The following is a 16960-nucleotide window of genomic DNA, read 5'->3' as shown; positions in this document are numbered from 1 at the left end:
CCCCGATGCATCCAGACCTCTCGCTGGTTGTCGTCTGCTACGAGATGGCCCGCGAATTGCCGCGGACACTTATCTCGCTTTCGCCTGCCTACCAGCGCGGCGTCTCGTCTGGGAATTACGAGGTCATCGTCGTCGACAACGGATCGGCCGAGCCGCCGGAGGCAAAGCAGTTCGCGGACCTTGGTCTGACGCTACGTGTTCTGCGATGCAGCAGCGGTTCGCCCTCGCCCGTCATCGCGTTGAACGAAGGACTGGCAGCGGCGCGCGGAAATGTTGTCGGCGCCTGGATCGACGGCGCCCGGCTTGCGTCCCCTGGCCTGCTTCACGCCGCGACGATGGCGGCCTCGCTGCATCCCCGGCCGATCGTTGCGACGACGAACTACCAGCTCGGTTTCCAACGGCAGCATCTGAGCGCCGCCGAAGGTTATGATCGCGAGCGCGAAGACGAGTTGCTCCGCTCGATCGGGTGGCCGGGCGACGGCTACCGCCTGTTCGAAGTAGCGACGCCCGAGATGAAAGATCCGCCCTTCGGCCCGATGCTGGAAAGCAACGCCCTGTTCATGCCGAAGAGCCTTTGGAACGAACTCGGCGGCTACGATCCCGCATTCACCGAGCCTGGCGGCGGCATGGCGAATCCTGATACGCTGGCACGCGCTTGCGCGCTGCCGGCAACCCAGCTTATCCGCGTCACAGGCGAGGGCACGTTCCACCAGATCCACGGCGGAATGACGACGAGCAGCGCGGCGTTGGCGCTTCGAACCTTGGACCAGGGCAGCCGCTTCTACCTGCGGCTTCGCGGCCAGCCGCTGAAGCCGGTCAGAAAGCTCGGATGGGTTTTCGACGCATCGAAAAACGCGATCCTGTCGAGCGACGGGCCAAGCGAAGCTGTCATGGGAGCAGGGGGCCGATGACCGGCGCGCCCGCCGCCTCACTGCTTTCGATGCTGCGCGACCATGCGCAACACGACGGCGCACGCCCCGCTCTGCGCTTTCTCGGCCGTGGCGAAGAGGTGATCGACGAATCCACCTACGGGGCGCTGCACGGGGCCGCGGCAACGGTGGCCGCCAACCTCGCAGCCGCCTGCTTGGCAACCGGCCCTGTCCTGCTTGCGCTACCGCAGGGGCTCGATTTCATCCGCTGCTTCTTCGGCTGCGTCTATGCCGGCGTGATCGCGATCCCGACGCCGGGACTGACCGACCCTCGCGCCGCGCAGCGTATTGCGGGCATCGTCGAAGCGGCCCGTCCCGCCGCCGTCATCGCGCCGGCGGAAGCTTTTGAAAGCCGCGGCTGGGCAAGTCTGCGCGAGAACAACCCCGAGGTGGCATTCCTGAGCGCGGGCGACCTTCTGCGGGGCAATACGGCGACCGATCTCCGCGACCCGTTGCCCGACGACGTGGCTTTTCTGCAGTTCACATCGGGGTCCACGAGCCGACCGAAGGGCGTGGCGATCACGCATCGCAACATCATGGCGAACCTGGCCATGATCAAAGCCGCGTTTGGACAAACCGAGAGCGACAGCACGGTGAGCTGGCTGCCGCTTCATCACGATATGGGCCTCATCGGGTGCGTGCTGGAGCCTCTCTATCTCGGCGCGCAGTCGATCCTCATGGCGCCGATAGCATTTCTTCAACGTCCGGCCCGCTGGCTGAAGGCGATGGCACGCTTTGGTGCCACGACGGCCGGCGCGCCGAACTTCGCCTATGAATTCTGTGCGCGCATGATCACCGACGACCAGATTCCGCAGGTCGACCTGTCGCGATGGCGGCTTGCATTTTGCGGCTCCGAGCCCATCCGCGCCGCGACGCTGGCCGGCTTTGCCCAGCGCTTCCGGTCGCACGGTTTCAACGAAAAGGCGTTCTATCCCTGCTACGGTCTGGCAGAGGCGACGCTGTTCGTCACCGGCGGCCGACCCGGAACAGGCGTGCGCGAGCGCAAGATTGCGCGAAGCGGCAGCGTTCCCGTGTCGGTCGTTTCCTGCGGGACGCCGAGCCACGGCACATCGGTGCTTCTGCTCGAGCCGGGTGCGGACCAGCCGGTGCCGCCTGGCGGGATCGGCGAGATCGCGGTGAGCGGCGACCAGGTCAGTCCCGGTTTCTGGGATCCGGACCGCGGTGGCATCGTGCCGGACCGGGGCCGCACGGTGGACCTGGGCGGGCGCTCGTACCTGCGGACGGGCGACCTTGGGGCGATCGTCGATGGGGAGCTTCACGTCGTCGGGCGGCTGAAGAACATGGCCATCATCCGCGGTACGAACATCTATGCCGAGGACGTGGAACTGACCGTCAGGGAACTGCCCGAGGCAGCGCAGCTCGGCGCCGTCGCCGCGTTGCCGGTCGCGGCGGATCCCACGGTCACCGAGGGACTGGCGATCGTATGCGAGGCTAGCCGCACGGGTGAATCCGCCGACCCCGCGCCGCTCCTCCAGCGGCTGGCCGGCGCCGTCGCGGATGCGCACGGCTTCCTGCCGCAGGACCTCGTTATCGTGCCCGCGGGCGCGATCGAGCGCACGCTGAGCGGCAAGCTCCAGCGCGCACGCACGGCCGAACGCCTTGCAAAAGGCGAACTCCCCATCCTGGCCCGCTTCACGCCCCGCCGGCCGGTCTCCTCGTTGCGGGAGAACGCATGACGTCTTCCCGCATTTCGCCCCGGCCGGATTCCTCGCGCCCGCGCACCGCTCTCATTTCGGGCACGTTCGATGTGGGCAATTTCGGCGATCTCCTGTTTCCGATCGTCGCCGCCCATCGCCTGCGACCGTTCGGATGGGATGTCCTGGCCGCATCTCCCACCGACGGATCGTGCGGCCTGCCGGATGCCGCGCCGAGCATCGGGCTCACGTCGGCGGTCGGTAGCGGCCCGATCGACGCGGTGCTGATCGGCGGGGGTGAGATAGCCCACGCCTTCCCAGCCGAGTTCGTCGCCGAATATGTCGAAGCGGGGCAAGCGAACCAGGTCTATCCGGCCCTCTGGTTCGGGGCCACCTTCGTGGCTTCGCTTCTGGACGTTCCAATCGCCTGGAACGCCCCGGGCGCTCCCGCGCCGTTTTCCGCTTCGATCAGGGAGGCGGCACTCGATCCCGCGTTGGCGGCGGCCGACTATGTCGCGGTTCGCGACGAGGCGAGCCTGCGCTTTCTCCAGCCGGACGGCGGTTTGGCCATCCTGGTTCCAGATACGGTCGCCGATCTCGCCGATGTCTGGCCGGCGGCGTCTCTCGCAACCGACTTCGACGCTCTCCGCCAGAGAAAAGGCATTGGTGCCGATGCTGCCCTCCTTGTGGTGCACGCGAGGCCCGGCGGGCTCGGCAGCCTTTCGCCCGCGGCCCTGGCGGCCATGATCGCCGACTTCGCAGAGCCGCGCGGGTTGACGCCGTTGCTGTTGTCGCTCGGGCCATCCCTTGGCGACGTGGAAGTGCTGCGCCAGCTTTCCCAGGCCATGCCGATCCGCCATGTCCTGCTCGACAATCCCGCCGGCTTGCGCGAAATGGCGGCGGCTATCGCGAACGCGCGTCTTTATGTCGGCAACTCGATGCACGGCTATATCGCTGCGGCCTGCTACGCCACGCCCGGCGTGATCGTGGCGCGGCCGGCCTTTCACAAATTCGTCGGCTTCGCCCGTCAGATCGACGCCACCGACGACGTGGCGCGGAACTGGCCGGGCGCCTTCGAGCGGGCCGCCGTCCGCATCAACACCCGGTCAAGTATCGGCAGCTCTGTCGCGTCTTCCCTCGATCGCCATTGGGAGCAGGTCGTGAAGGTGATCGACGATCTGGAGCCCGGCCGAGCACGGCGTGCCGCATTCCTGAGGGGGATCGTTACAAACAGCTTTATTCGCACGGGTTTCAACGGGCTGCTCGCGCCCTTTGTCAACGAACGTGTCGAAGGCCGGTGGCGGAAGCCGACTGGAACTAAGGCGACAGCGGAGGTGGGCACATGAACGCCTTCGCCGCGGGTGGCGCCCCGGCACCTATCCGCGCCTGGATGGTGCCACGGCACGCGCCGCTCACGCCGGCGCCAGGCGGCGACTCATGGTTCGTGACGCGCTACGCCGACGCCATGTCGGTCCTGCGCAATCCGCTTGTCGGGCCGACCGAGCCCTGGACGGCGATCGCTCGCGTCGGGCGGCGTGCCGGACGCGACTTTTCCGGGCTCGCCAACCTGCTTCAGGGTATGCTTTTCAGCCCTAACGACCCCGACCATCCGGGCCTTCGAACCCTCGTGCGCAAGGCGCTCGCCCAGTCGGCGCCGGCCTTCGCGCCGGACATCGTTTCCGCCATCGTGCGCGACCGGTTAGCCGCCGCACGCCGGGCTGGCCAGGTGGAGGCGATGGAGGCCATCTGCCGCGCCATCCCAACCGCCGTCATGGCCAACGCGCTCGGCATCGCGCCCGGCACCGTCCATGCGATCCGCCGCGCGTCGCAGTCGATTTTTCCGATCTACGCGCGTGCATTGCCGCTTACGGTGCTGGCCGAGCTGGAGGCCGACGCGGTCGCTGCTGAAAGTGCGATCCTTGACGAGTTGTCTAAGGCCGAAGGCGGGCTGGCGGCACTGGTGGAACTCAACCAGGCAGGCTTTGGCTTCTCGACGCGCACCCTTGCGCGATATGTCTTCTTTCTGGTGCTGGCGGGCGTGGAAACGCTGACAGGCCTGTTCGGCAACATGATCGTCCTCCTGCATCTGAACCCCGCCGCACGCGAGGCCGTCGCCGCCGACCGCCAGCTGATCGCGCCTTTCGTCGAGGAGGCGGTCCGTTATGCCGGCCCGATGCGGCAGGCCGCCCCCCGACTCGCGCTAGCGGATACGATGGTGGGCGATCATCCCGTCAGGAAAGGCGACATGCTGCTGGTCGATCTCGAGCAGGCGCATCACGACCCTGCCGCGTTCCCAGAACCGGAGCGGTTCGACATCGGCCGGGAAGGACCGCCGAACATCGCCTTCGGGCTCGGTGCGCATGCCTGTCTCGGCGCTGCGCTCGGCCGTCTCGAAGCCAGGATCTTTCTCGATGCCATGCTGGACGAGGCGCCGATGGTGCCGCTGAAGCCGGACCTGGAATGGGAACGACACGTTTCCTTCCGACGCCTGCGGCGGCTCGACGTGGCGTTCGAGGCATGAACGAAGGCACGGATGGAAGGCTCGCGGTCAGCCTCGTGCTTGTCTGCTTCCAGATGCAGCGCGAATTGCCGCGAACGCTTGTCTCGGTCTCTGCGCCCTATCAGCGCTGCATTGCCCCGGCGGACTATGAGATCATCATCGTCGACAACGGCTCAGCGCCACCTGTCGATCGGGCGACGATGGCCGGGCAGGGGACAAATGTCATCGTCGAAACCGTGGAAAAGCCCACTGTCTCCCCCGCGCCGGCGATCAATCGCGGCCTGAGGCTTGCGCGCGCGCCTCTGATCGGGCTTTGGGTCGACGCCGCGCGTTTGGCCTCGCCTGGCCTGGTAAGCGCCTGCGTAGAAGCGGCCCGTCTTCACCCCCGGCCTGTGATCGCGACCTTCAACTATCATCTGGGCCGCAGGCTCCAGTATTTCAGTGCTGCCGAAGAGCATACGCGGGAAGCGGAGGACGCGCTGCTGGCCTCGATCGGCTGGCCCGAAGACGGCGAGCGCCTGTTCGAAATCTCCACGCTCGACGCCAAGGGCGGGTTGACCGGCCCCATGATCGAAAGCTGCGCATTGTTCATGCCGCGTGCGCTCTGGAACGAACTGGGCGGAGCGGACGAGGCTTTCGTCAGTCCGGGCGGAGGGGCCGTCAATCCCGATATCTTCATTCGCGCCTGCGCACTGCCCGACGTTCAGTTGATCCGGATTCTCGGGCAAGGTACGTTCCATCAGGTACATGGCGGTGTGTCGACGAGCGGAGACGCCGGCCTCATGGAAGCGGGCAAGGCGATGAGCCGCGAGTATTTTCGCATCAGGGGCCGGCCTTTTTCGGCGGTCCGGACGCTTGGCTGGCTCTATGACCCGGCGAGCAAGACCGTCCAGCGATGAATCGCCGCGACGACATGGGACTATCAGCTTGAACAGCATTGCTTCAGACGAAACCGGCGCCCTCGTCGAGCTGGTCCGCGGCCCGATCACGCCCGATATCGAGCAGCGGCTGAACGCCGCCATGGCGCAGCGCCCGCGTGATATCAGGCTGAAATTCGCGCAGGGTGACCTGCTGGCAAAGACCGGCCGCGCCGATCAGGCCCTGGCGATGTTGCGCGGCCTGAAGGACGCGCATCCGGCCAATCCCTGGGTGGCGTTGCGCATCGTCCGGCTTCTTCTCGCCAAGGGTGAAGTCGAGGAGGCCGCTGCAACCTTCGTCGCGGGTGTCTGGAATTCGACGCTTTCGGAGGCGGATTCGGCAGGCGCGTTGTCCGACATCGCATCGGCGTTGCGAGGCTACCCGGCGCGGCGGACCTTTCTGACGAGCCTTCTGACGGGAGGCGCCTCCGACCGCTTCGTCCTGGTGAAGCTCGGATCACTCGCTTTCCGGGAGGGCGAACGCGCCGAAGCGACGCGCTTGTTCGACGCCGCCGCCGCACTTGGTCCTCTTCCTGCCGAGGCAGGTCCGTTGCACCTGGAACTGCTGATGGTGTCCGGCCGCGCCAACGACGCGCTCGCGGCAGCACTCGACATCCTGCGCGCACGCCCGGATCGCCTCGACGTGGCCCGGCGTGCGATTCTCGCAGCGCGCCTCAGCCGGCGGACCGACGTCCTGGTTCCGTTGCTGCGAGACGCGCTCGAGCGCTGGCCGAAAGACTGGCTCCTCGTGTTCCGGTACAATCGGGCCCTTTGCCCGTTCGACCTCGACAATGCCCTGTTCCTGAAACTCGGCGCCCATGCGGACGCCCTTGCCGCTGACGACCGGTGGATGTTCCAGTTCGCGCTTGCCTGCCTGCGGCACGAACAAACGGACCGGGCGCTGGAGATCCTGCGCCGGCTCAAGCCGGAAAGTCCGGTGGCACATATGTCCGACCCGCTGCTCGCTGCCATGGGTTCGCGGCCGGACGAGGCCTGGTGCAATCCGCGCCGCATTTCCAACGATCCCGCCGAAGACGTGCAGGTCCGCCGCGTCCCCGATGCGCGCGCGACGCTGATCGTGCTTGCCGGTGTGCAGGGAGGACTGGGTTACCTCCCATATTCGCATGCCGACGTGCTTCTTGGCTCCATGCCGGCGAATGTCATCTACCTCAAGGACCGGAACGAACTTGCTTTCACGGCCGGGGTTTCGAGCCTCGGGCCGGACGAGACGGCGACTGTCGCAACGCTGAAAGACATGCTTGCGCAACTTGGCGGCGTGCCGACGATCACGCTCGGCGCATCGCTCGGCGGCGCGAGTGCCGTCCGGCTCGGCTCGCTTCTGGGTGCCAAGGCCGCCTTGTCCTTTGCCGGTCCCCTGCAATGGAGCGCGGCGGGAACCGGCGACGACGACAGCGAAGTCAGCCGCTCCAGATTGCGAAACGCCATGTACTCAGCCTTCACCAACGTGGACGAAAGCCTTGTCGACATGATCGCCGCGTCTCCGGCAACCGAGGTCCACCATTTCTACGGCGAAGGCCATCAAATAGATGCTCAGGTCGTGGAGACCCTGCGCGACCTCCCCAACTTCCAGCGCCATGGCGTGAGCGGTTGCGATCACCATTACGTCATGTCACACATGATCGCGACGGGCGCATTCGACCTGTTTCTGCGGCAAGTCATCAAAGGCTGACAGTGGCAGCGTTCCGGAATGCGACGGTCGCTCCGCTAAGTTCGGCTTCGCCGCAAACACTCCAGGTCGTTGGTCCGATCAGCCGTTCAAGACAAACCATCGCCGCGGCCCGAAAGCGGAAAAATACTGGGGTTCAACCATCGTGACGCGCGAGCAGCCGGCATCCGCGAAGAAGCGCAGGATGCTTTCCTGGTCGAACCAGAAGCTGAATGCGTCGCCATGCGACGAGTAGACCTGGCCCTGCTCTCGGCAGAAGGCTCCCGAATAGCCTCCATCGACTGTCGCCGGCTGGAAGCGGCCGGCCTCGGTCTCGGGAATTCGGGCGGCGTCGTAGATTTCGGTGTCGATCACCATCGCGCGCCCCGCGCAGCGCACTAGCAGATCCCGTTGGTCCGCGAAGGGCAGATGATAGAGCACGCCGATGCAGGCGATGACGTCGAAGCCGGACAGGTCGTCGACATCGCGAAGGTCCTTCTGGATGAAAACGAACTCGTCATCCTTGAAGCCGGGTCCGGATCCAGAGGAACTTTGGCCAGCTTCGATGTCCGCCGCCGTCCACGGCATCCTGGCGTCGACGGCGGTCACTGCAAAGCCGTGGCGGCTCGCGATCCGCGCGAACAGGCCGGGACCCGCGCCGAGATCGACAAGACGCCTTCCCTTGGCCTGCGGCCAGGTTTCGGAAAGCAGCCAGCGGAACGTCCTCAATCGCAGCGGAAGTTGGCCCAACGCGGGGAAATGAGCGCGGGGCTCCGGCTCGTTCATCCGGAACGGCGCTTGCAGTTTGGTCAATGCGGCTTCGATCATGCCAGTTCAGCTACGGAGCATCGCCGCCGGGCGCAAGATGCGAATGACGGCGGAAACAACGAAAGGATCGTGAACGCGCCGCTCCCGGTTGGGTTGACAGCCTCTCTTGGGCTGCCTTAGTCGAATGAAAAGATTCACGGCGATCAGGCGGGCTGGAAGAGCATGCTGGAGAAACTTACCGACCCGGCCAATTTCCACATCTCCAAACCGAACGAGCATGCGCTCAATCTGCTGACGGACGTTCTGAAGCAGAACCCCGAGCCGGTGCTCTGCGAGGTCGGTATCGGCATCGGCGCCACCACGTCGGCGATCTGCCGCCTGTTGGACAATCGGGGCGAGTTTCACCTTTTCGACTATTCAAGCCGGCTGGACGATCTCAAGCCGGACCTCGACGGACTGGGCTTCCACAACGTCGTCTATCACGGCAACACGCGCCGGAAGCTCGACAGCTACAATTGGGCGCTGGCGAAGATGCTCCAAGCCCGCCGTGCTTCCGGAGGGCCGGCGCCCGTCTTCGATTTCGTCTTCCTCGATGGCGGCCACGCCTTTCATCACGATGCGCCCGCCGCGATGCTCCTGAAGGAACTGCTCAAGCCCGGCGGCGTCATCCTGTTCGACGACTACGACTGGTCGTTCGCGGTTTCTCCCACGCTCAGGCCCTCCGTCTATCCCGGAATTCTCGAGCTCTATACGGAAGACCAGATCGAGACCGCGCATGTCCAGCTGATCTGCGATCTCTTCATGGATCATGACGAGGACTACACGAAGATCGACATTGGCTACGGCAAGCGCGAGCACCGGCGCGCATATCGGAAGCGAAGTGCGGCATGAGCCGCCGGCAGCCGGATGGTGTCGCGCTTTTCGGAACGTTTGACGTCGCGAACTACGGCGATCTGCTTTTCCCCCACGTCGCCGCCCATCTGCTCGGCATGTCGCCCGGCGACCTGCGCTGCTACTCGCCGCGCGGCGGCGGGCTTGATTGGGACAACACCGTCGTGGCCCGCGCCGTCACGATGTTCAGCCAGGATCCGCGGCCGGCTCTGTGCCTGATCGGCGGCGGCAACATCATTCATGCGAACCCGACGCCGCTGCCCGACTACGCCGGTGCTTTTGCGGATCCCCGCTTCACCTATGCTTCGCTCTGGCTCGGCGCCTCCATCCTTGCCGCGCGTACGGACGCGGCCCTCGCATGGAATGCGCCGGGCGTGCCCGCGCCTCTGGAAGGGGCGTGGGCTCGGCGTCTGCGCGACCTGGCTCTGGGCGCCGCCGACTACCTCTCGGTGCGCGACGAGGCAAGTCGCGTCTATCTCAGCGGCGGCAGGTTCGACATCGACGTCCTGCCCGACACCGTCCTGAGCCTCGGCGCGGTGTGGCCGGCGGCCGCGCTCCAGGATCACGCGCGGACCGCATTTGAAAGCCGCGGCATGGCTGTGCCGGAGCGTTGGATCGTTTTTCACCTCAACGACCGCTATGTCGGTTCCGGCCTCCCCGCCGCCTGCGCAGTCGCGCGACGCATCGCAGCCTCCGTCGGCGCCGTCCCGGTCCTGGTGGCCATCGGCCCTTGCCACGGCGACGATGCCCTGGCTCGCGAGGCATCCTCCCTGTTTGAGGGCGACGTGCTTATGGTCGATCGGCCGCGCGGGTTGAAGGAGATCGCCGGCCTGATCGCCCACGCATCTGCCTATGTCGGTTCCTCCATGCACGGGCTGATCACCGCGCTCGCCTACCGCCGGCCCGGCATCGCCATCGCTCGCACGCGCATGGTAAAATTTCTCGGCCTGCTCGAGCAACTCGGCGAACCCGATCGTCTGCAGGAAAGCTGGGAGGACGCCGAGCGCGGGGCCGCGACCTTGCTGCGGCCCCTCGCCGCGCCGCTTCTGGATCGGCTCGACGCCGCCGACAAGCTGATCGACGATCACGGGGCTCGGCTCCGGCGGCTGATGACCTCTCCGCCCGCGCCGTCCGCCGTCGAGGGCCGCGCAGCCCTGCGTTTCGCCGTTTCCGCCGCCGGTGCTCCCTTCGAGGAATGGTCCAGCCTGGACCAGGCGCTGACCGAAGACGCAGCCGCGGCCGACGATCCGGATCGGGTGGCCCAGTCGATCGCCGCCGCTTTGCGAGTATCCGTCGACCTTGATCTGGGCGCCCGCATCGCCGCCGCCTTGGCCCGCTGGCCGAACAGCCTTCGGCTCGCCTTGCTTGAAGCCGAATGGCTTGAGCGCTCGGGCGATGCGGCATCGGCCCGTGCGCGGCTCACCGCCCTGCGGGCCCAACATCCCGGTAACCCCTGGCCCGTGGTCAGGCTGGTCCGCCTGCTGGCCGCGCAGGGTGAATTGGATAACGCGCGCGCGCTCTATGAAGCCAATCTGCAGTCCCTGACGCTCACGCCAGCGCTGCACCGGGAACTGACCGGTTCCTTTTCGCCGGATACGCCGTCAGGCTGATGGCCGGAGCAGGAGGCGGTTCCGAGGCGTCGGTCGCCCAAACGTCCCGGAAACTCTACGAGCCGCCGACTTGGCGTCGGCTTCATCCAGGAGCCCATACCGGCGGCCGGAATGATCGACCGTTAAAGCGTGTCGCGCACAATCGGCCTTATTGTGCCGGAGACGGTTTGGCCCAAGGTCGAGGGCTTCGTCGCAGGCCGCGCTGGCGGCCCGGACAAGACGAAGTCCGATGGATTTGGGTCAAATCCGGCCCTGCAGAACGGGGCAGATTGGGCGCGACACGCTTTAATTTGCCACCAGAGGCGTTCGCTCCCGGCCACAAACTCCCCCCTTTTCACGCGATGCAATAGGTGTCGACAGAGAATAGGAAAAAATACCTTGACCTTCCTCTCGTCTTTGCTATCATGCGCGTCGAATGGAGGCTGGAGTGGGCAGGACCGAACACCAGGACGAACAGGAGACGCTGAAGAGCATCGCGGTGATGCTGCTTCGGCTGGCCGTTCTGGCCGAACTGCTTTGCGTCCTGCCGCTCCCGCTCCGCTTTCTGCTGCTGCCGCTCATGCGCTATTGCGAGGCCGTAGCACGTATTTTGGCCGCTGAGATGGCTGGCGGCGCGCTGGCTATGCCTTCGGCTGCGTCTCCGGGGCCGGATGGCGACAGTTGCGCCCAGGCTTTGCGACTTGCCCGCTGCCTACGCGCGCTGGCCTTGGTCTTCGGCGGCTTGCAGGCGGGACGGCCGCTTCGCGGCGGGCCGGCCGGACGTCTTGCACGACACGCGCCGGCGCTCGGATGGGACCAGTTGACGACTGCGCGGTGGGTGATGGCCGAGGGCGCGGCGGGTCGCATCGATACGTCGTGACCGCCGGATGCGGGTTCAAGGTTCTGGGGTTAGAACGCCTTGCGCCATGCGCTTGGCGACGCTGGCCGTGGTGTATCCATTCACTTCAGGGTCAGACCGGCGCCGACAACGGCCGTTCGTCATGACTGTTGCTATCATATTTTCAGCGCCTGCTTGCACAGATCCAGCATATCAGCCACCCGTTTGGGCCAGGAGATGGACCAAAGGCTCTCGACCGGCGGTTGCTTGTGCGGTCCGGTGAAGGCCCGCCGCGCCACGGCGGAATCCAGCTTGGCGAGGAAGTCCGCCGCACTGTCGGCGATGTCGATGCGGCCCCGCAGATCGTCCATATTGGCCACGTTGGTCGTCACCACCGGCAAGCCCAGCGCCACATAGACATAAAGCTTCAGCGGGTTCATCCGTTCGCTGACGGCGTTGTGCAGGTGCGGCATGATGGCCACGTCGAAGCAGCGCATGAATGCCAAGGCCTCTTCATAGACTTTTGGTCCGAGCAGGCGCAGGTTCGGATGGCGTCGCAGGTCCAGGATGTCGGTGGTGCCGTGCGCCGAACCGATCACGACAAAGGTCCAGGATGGCCGCCGGCCGATCAGATCGTCCAGCAGCGTCACGTCCACGCGCGAGCGAAGGTTGCCGACATAACCGATGATGGGCCCTTCGATGCCTTCCAGTTCGCGGGGTCGGCGGCCACCGGCCGCATAGAGCTCGCAAGCGTTCGGCACGACGTGGATCTGTGCCGGGCTCAATGGCGCGAACGCCTCCCCCACCGCTCCGCAATTGGCGAAGACCAGATCGGCTTGCGCGAGCGTCTGGCGATAGACTGCCTCCGCTTCATCGGCTCGCTCCTGGTCCCGAGCCATCACACGCTGGTCGTCGACCAGGTCGACCACGCTGAGGTCGAAGCCGAGCCCTTCGGTTATGTCGGCATACATCGGCGCAATCGGCCAGCCCAGCCCGACGATGTTGCCGCTGCAATGGCGCGCAATCGTCTCGGCGACATAACCCTGATAGTCGTCTATCCTGGGCAGGGCGCGCCCGAGATAGCTGACGCCCGGTTCCCGTCCGTAGACGAAGGTACGCTTCACCAGACCCGGCTCGTCGTCGATCTCGAGGAAACGGCGCGCGGTGGCGTCTGCGATCAGCTTGCCGTGGTGGTAGGCCGATTCGGCGCCCGCACGCTCCTCGCTACGCAGGCGGTCCACCCGCACCGGTGCATCGAACTGGACGATCGTGCCGACATCTTCGCTCTGGCGCAGGTATTTCAGCAGCATGTCGTGGCGACGGCCGTAGATGCCCGTGTCGTTCTGTTTCCAGAAACAGACCAGATCGATCGGTCGTTTGCGACGCACCGCCGGGGCAGCGATTCCCCCCTTGCGCGCCCATTTGGGAGGATCCTCCGGCAAGGCGGAACCGAACCGGCGATTGATCTCGCGGAAGAGGCGTGTCCACTCATCGTTCCATGTCACCGGCCGCGAAAGCGCCCGGGAGAAGGCGCGGTCGATCCGGGCGCAGTTTACGCCGTAGCTGAACTCGGCGTCGAAGCCATCGAGGCGGCGTTGCCGGGCAGCCGGGGTGTCCCGCCCTTCGGCGATGCCGAGCAGCCAGGCCTCGACGTCGTCGTCGGCGACGACCGGTGTGACAAGCCCCTGTCCAATCGCGTCCGCGACCGACGGAATCGGCGACATCGCCACCGGAATCCCGAGCGCCAATGCATCGGACAGTTTTGCAGGCGTCTGGAATTCCGAGATCGGCGATTCCTTATTCTGGAGCAGGCAAACCCCGTCCGCCGATTGAAGCAGATCCGACAACTCCGAAAAGGGCAGGTCGGGGAGGAATTTGACTCGCGCCTTCGTGAAGGCATTCAGTTCGCGCGCAAAACCGCGGTCGTGGATGGTGCCGGCGACGACGAGCAGCAGGCGCGGATCGGCAAGCCTGTCCAGCGCGGCGAGCAGACGCGCCAGGCCCTTGTGGCGCCGGGGCGTGCCGGCGAAGAGGACGACACGATCCTCGTCCGTCAACTGCATTTGGGAGCGAACGCGCTGACGGCGGGCAGGATCGGGGCGGAAAACGGTTTCGTCGCGCGCATGCCGAACGAGGAGACCGCCGAAACGATCGCCCAGCGTTTGATTGGCGACGGTCCGATCCTCGAATGTCGGAATGAGCCCTTCCGCGATGCCCGTCCAGAATGCGCCGTTCGGGACGTCGAGATCGGCAGGCGCCTCCGCTGTGACGGTCAGGTCATCGAGCCGGGCCGTGGTGGCTCCGTCGGGGAAGAACGCGGTTTCGCGGTCGTCGAGGTCGAGCACGACGGGGCACGCCAGGCGGTGCTTCAGAAGCATCGCCATCAGCATGCCGGGGAACCGATATTTGGAAAGGTGGACGATGTCGCAAGTGGCGCTTTCGACAAACGCCTGAACGGCGGGCAGGAATTCGCCCATGGGCGACCCGGGCAGGCTGCGGACCGACAGGGCCGTATCTCGAAGGGGCGTCCAGATCCCCTGGCCGGGTCTCGTAAAGGCCGAGCCGAGGATTTCCACGCCATGCCGGCGCGCGATCATGTCGGCGAGGGTATGGGCGCGCCCGAACGGATTGTCGCCCACCTCCCAGGTGACGACGGCCGCGCGCAGTTGCGCCGGTGCCGATCCGCCGATCGGCCAGGGGGACCGTACCGGCACCGCGGCTTTCGCGACGGGCAGCGATGCCACCGAGACGACGATCCTAGAGATCGAGAAAGCCGCCGTGCCAGACCTGAAACGGAACGACAGGATATGCTCCGCCTCCCGCGGCGGCCACGAAACCGCGGTCTCCACCCTCAGTTCGTCTGTGCCCTCCTCTCGCAGAATGGTGTCGAACAGACGCAAGAGCGGGGCCTGGCGTCCCGCCTTGTTCACCCTGGATACGGCGATCTCCGCCAGTGCCTTGCGCAAGGCCTGACGGTCTTCCGAATGAACCGAGACGGACAGTTGCAACGACGCGCCGATGGCCTCGATCGGAACCGTAAGGCCCGTCTGAAAATGAAGATTCTTTGCTTCCGGCGGAACGGAGACTTCCAGTCCTCGCCGCGAGCTGGACAATAAGGCTCGAACTCCGGCGTCCTGCGTGCTGACGCTCCAGCCCTTTACCGCGAGATTTCCGACTTCGGAATCTTCGATGGCATCATTTTCGCCGAAAGACGTTGATATTATGCTCATATTATTCCGGTATTACTCAGTTTCGTCTTTGCCAATTTCGATATATATTGGTGCCCTGGTGGAATTTCTCGGCGACGGGGGTTTCTGCCCGGAGGAAAGCTGCGTTGCCAGGCTGCGGAATCAACGACTTGATTTTCGCCGGATTGAACGGCCAAGCTGCACCGGCTCCTGAATTTGATTGAAGGCAGTCCGAATCATGTTTGCTATCAAGTCCTTGGATCATCGGCAAACTATTGAGGCCGCTTCAAGCGACGTTGGCATGTCCCTTCCCACTCTGGCGAACTGCGTGCAAAGCTTACCATGCATCGCAGCTTCCACAGAAGAGCGCTTTCGGTGTCGTCGAGGCGAAGGTTGTGCGTCCGGGGCTTAACGGGGTGTTCTTGCGACACAGCCAATCCTTCTGCGTGATCCTCGAACGGACACGTTTGAGAGTGCCAGAGCGACGCCTCACGGTCGGATACTGATCGCCACGTCCAGTGTTTTGCCGCGTTTCTCGGGCGCTCGCCCGACACCGCGGCGCCGGAGGATATCCGCCGCTTCCAGCTGGATCAGCATGAGAACGGCGTGGGACCTGCGACCATTAACGGCACTGTCTCGGCGCTGCGGTTCCTGTTTCTCGTGACACTGCGGCGCCGGGATCTGTCGCGCGCCCTGGTGATCACCCGCGCTTTTCCCTCTTCCGTCGACCGGGACCACAAATCAATTCTTCGCGTAGCTTAACAGAAAGGACACTCCATCTGCCAGGTAAGCCAGATTGGTCCGGAATTTCTTGAGACAGAGCGACCGGCAGCGTTGTCGATAGCAGGTAACGAGACTGCGTCAGTGTTGCTGAAAGGGTTTGAGATGGACAGCAAGTTTGCATTTGTGCAGGCTGGGCTGCGCTATTCACCACCGATTTTACTTTTAAATGGCAAACATCATGAGCTTCAAGACGCGAGATGCGACCTCTACGGACGCGAGCCATGTTGACCGCCTCCTGAGGTCGTTGGCGGATTTCGAAGGTGTCTCCGACGACTTGACCTTCACACTCGCGGACATCGAGCGCGCTTTGTCGGAGTCAGGGCAGTTTCATGCTCTCGTTGCTGAGTGCCAAGGTCAAGTCGCCGGTTGTGTAACTTACACCTGGGATTTCGCTATATGGTCCGGCGGTACAATTCTCCGGGTTGATGATCTGATTGTTGACGAGAAGTATCGTGGCGTTGGTGTTGGAACCGCGTTGATGCGGGCATTGGCTGAGCGCGCGCTCGAGCGCGGCGCCAAGATGCGGTGGGAAGTTGAGCCGAGCAACGAGAACGCCCTTAAGTTCTACGCCCGCCTTGGCGTGACGCTGCGCAACAAGATCGTTGCGCGTTGGTCTCCGACGAAGGGTTGAACGGTAGACGAGCCTCAGCCGTTCGCAGGTCAGTTTGGTTGGTGTTGGCTGCGGCCCGGGTTGGCGTCATCTCACCGTCGACGTGACCGACTGTATGACTTCGGTGGCCATGTTGAATTCCTTGGCACGGTTCTCGATGCCGTGGCGCTTGGCGATCCAGTCGAAATCCGTATAGGCGGCGTACACGGAGCCATCGGCGTCCTGATAGACCAGCACGCGAACCGGCCAGTCGAGGCCGGCGGTCGGGTTGGCGGTGATGAAGGTGGTTCCCAGCGCCGGGTTGCCGAACATGACGAGCCGCGACGGCCGCACGTCGTTTCCGGCGGCGTTGCCGAGTTTCGCTTGGTCGATGACGCCGAAGAAGGTGATGCCTTTTTTCGCCACGTCGCGCCTGATCCGTTTTACCGTCTCCGACACGGAGTATTTGCTTTTCACGGTGACGATGCCGTTGCTGGCATCGGCGTGTGCGACAGCGGCGGGAAGTGCGATTGCGGCCGCGAGCAATGACTTGGTCAGCAGCGATTTCATGGTCTTGATCATGTGGTCTCTCCTTGTTGAAGGCCCGTCCTTGAGCCGGCTGCCTCGACCATGCAGCGCCTTTCGGC

At 64.9% G+C, this 16960-nt stretch carries 13 protein-coding genes; 10 read left to right on the top strand and 3 right to left on the bottom strand.

The genetic code is table 11. The annotated features are described in order from the left end of the window. Nucleotides 1-5: 5 nt before the first annotated feature. Genes ABMA59_RS21670 through ABMA59_RS21645 form a run of 6 tightly spaced genes read left to right on the top strand, consistent with a single transcriptional unit; the run spans nt 6 to nt 7691 of the window. Nucleotides 6-911, top strand: coding sequence for a glycosyltransferase family 2 protein (locus ABMA59_RS21670; RefSeq protein ID WP_349007470.1), 906 nt, complete (start codon nt 6-8; stop codon nt 909-911). After that, nucleotides 908-2626 carry a fatty acyl-AMP ligase gene (locus ABMA59_RS21665; RefSeq protein ID WP_349007469.1) on the top strand — a complete coding sequence of 573 codons (1719 nt, stop codon included), beginning with the start codon at nt 908-910 and terminating at the stop codon, nt 2624-2626. The genes ABMA59_RS21670 and ABMA59_RS21665 overlap by 4 nt, the downstream gene beginning before the upstream one ends. Further along, a complete protein-coding gene (locus ABMA59_RS21660) occupies nt 2623-3930 on the top strand; it encodes a polysaccharide pyruvyl transferase family protein (RefSeq protein WP_349007468.1) in 1308 nt (435 codons plus the stop codon). The genes ABMA59_RS21665 and ABMA59_RS21660 overlap by 4 nt, the downstream gene beginning before the upstream one ends. Next, complete coding sequence (locus ABMA59_RS21655) at nt 3927-5105, top strand: cytochrome P450 (RefSeq protein WP_349007467.1); 1179 nt, start codon at nt 3927-3929, stop codon at nt 5103-5105. Before ABMA59_RS21660 ends, ABMA59_RS21655 begins: the two co-directional genes overlap by 4 nt. Further along, on the top strand, nt 5102-5983 hold the full coding sequence (locus ABMA59_RS21650; protein ID WP_349007466.1) for a glycosyltransferase family 2 protein: 882 nt from the start codon (nt 5102-5104) through the stop codon (nt 5981-5983). The genes ABMA59_RS21655 and ABMA59_RS21650 overlap by 4 nt, the downstream gene beginning before the upstream one ends. A 28-nt stretch (nt 5984-6011) precedes the next feature. Next, nucleotides 6012-7691: a tetratricopeptide repeat protein gene (locus ABMA59_RS21645; protein WP_349007465.1), complete on the top strand. Its 1680-nt coding sequence runs from the start codon at nt 6012-6014 to the stop codon at nt 7689-7691. 78 nt (nt 7692-7769) lie between these two features. Here ABMA59_RS21645 and ABMA59_RS21640 read toward each other — a convergent pair whose 3' ends face one another. Beyond that, nucleotides 7770-8480: a class I SAM-dependent methyltransferase gene (locus ABMA59_RS21640; RefSeq protein WP_349007464.1), complete on the bottom strand. Its 711-nt coding sequence runs from the start codon at nt 8478-8480 to the stop codon at nt 7770-7772. A gap of 177 nt (nt 8481-8657) precedes the next feature. On the opposite strand from ABMA59_RS21640, the gene ABMA59_RS21635 reads away from it, so the two are divergent. The 3 genes from ABMA59_RS21635 (at nt 8658) to ABMA59_RS21625 (ending at nt 11795) form a co-directional block, all read left to right on the top strand. Beyond that, the gene (locus ABMA59_RS21635) at nt 8658-9326 is read left to right on the top strand and encodes a class I SAM-dependent methyltransferase (protein ID WP_349007463.1); all 669 of its coding nucleotides are present in this window, start codon (nt 8658-8660) and stop codon (nt 9324-9326) included. After that, nucleotides 9323-10936 (top strand): polysaccharide pyruvyl transferase family protein, encoded by a 1614-nt coding sequence (locus ABMA59_RS21630; RefSeq protein ID WP_349007462.1) that lies wholly within the window; start codon nt 9323-9325, stop codon nt 10934-10936. Before ABMA59_RS21635 ends, ABMA59_RS21630 begins: the two co-directional genes overlap by 4 nt. Nucleotides 10937-11363: 427 nt before the next feature. Beyond that, the gene (locus tag ABMA59_RS21625) at nt 11364-11795 is read left to right on the top strand and encodes a hypothetical protein (RefSeq protein ID WP_349007461.1); all 432 of its coding nucleotides are present in this window, start codon (nt 11364-11366) and stop codon (nt 11793-11795) included. A gap of 134 nt (nt 11796-11929) precedes the next feature. On the opposite strand, the gene ABMA59_RS21620 is transcribed toward ABMA59_RS21625, so the two are convergent. Beyond that, nucleotides 11930-14761 carry a glycosyltransferase gene (locus tag ABMA59_RS21620; protein ID WP_349007460.1) on the bottom strand — a complete coding sequence of 944 codons (2832 nt, stop codon included), beginning with the start codon at nt 14759-14761 and terminating at the stop codon, nt 11930-11932. A 1141-nt stretch (nt 14762-15902) separates the two neighbouring features. Between ABMA59_RS21620 and ABMA59_RS21615 the strand changes: the two genes are divergently transcribed. Continuing rightward, nucleotides 15903-16355: a GNAT family N-acetyltransferase gene (locus tag ABMA59_RS21615; RefSeq protein ID WP_349007459.1), complete on the top strand. Its 453-nt coding sequence runs from the start codon at nt 15903-15905 to the stop codon at nt 16353-16355. A 66-nt stretch (nt 16356-16421) separates the two neighbouring features. On the opposite strand, the gene ABMA59_RS21610 is transcribed toward ABMA59_RS21615, so the two are convergent. Then, nucleotides 16422-16895, bottom strand: coding sequence for a DUF302 domain-containing protein (locus tag ABMA59_RS21610; protein WP_349007458.1), 474 nt, complete (start codon nt 16893-16895; stop codon nt 16422-16424). Nucleotides 16896-16960: the final 65 nt, after the last annotated feature.

It is taken from the genome of Mesorhizobium yinganensis, assembly GCF_040081985.1.
In the GTDB taxonomy this organism is placed as follows: domain Bacteria; phylum Pseudomonadota; class Alphaproteobacteria; order Rhizobiales; family Rhizobiaceae; genus Kumtagia; species Kumtagia yinganensis.
Note: the sequence above shows the minus strand (reverse complement) of the source record. Positions and strands in the feature narration are given on the sequence as shown.

Coding starts and splice junctions, on each gene's coding strand:
- ABMA59_RS21670 (WP_349007470.1), top strand. CDS start 6: ATGCATCCAGACCTCTCGCTGGTTGTCGTCTGCTACGAGATGGCCCGC.
- ABMA59_RS21665 (WP_349007469.1), top strand. CDS start 908: ATGACCGGCGCGCCCGCCGCCTCACTGCTTTCGATGCTGCGCGACCAT.
- ABMA59_RS21660 (WP_349007468.1), top strand. CDS start 2,623: ATGACGTCTTCCCGCATTTCGCCCCGGCCGGATTCCTCGCGCCCGCGC.
- ABMA59_RS21655 (WP_349007467.1), top strand. CDS start 3,927: ATGAACGCCTTCGCCGCGGGTGGCGCCCCGGCACCTATCCGCGCCTGG.
- ABMA59_RS21650 (WP_349007466.1), top strand. CDS start 5,102: ATGAACGAAGGCACGGATGGAAGGCTCGCGGTCAGCCTCGTGCTTGTC.
- ABMA59_RS21635 (WP_349007463.1), top strand. CDS start 8,658: ATGCTGGAGAAACTTACCGACCCGGCCAATTTCCACATCTCCAAACCG.
- ABMA59_RS21630 (WP_349007462.1), top strand. CDS start 9,323: ATGAGCCGCCGGCAGCCGGATGGTGTCGCGCTTTTCGGAACGTTTGAC.
- ABMA59_RS21615 (WP_349007459.1), top strand. CDS start 15,903: ATGAGCTTCAAGACGCGAGATGCGACCTCTACGGACGCGAGCCATGTT.
- ABMA59_RS21610 (WP_349007458.1), bottom strand. CDS start 16,895: ATGATCAAGACCATGAAATCGCTGCTGACCAAGTCATTGCTCGCGGCC.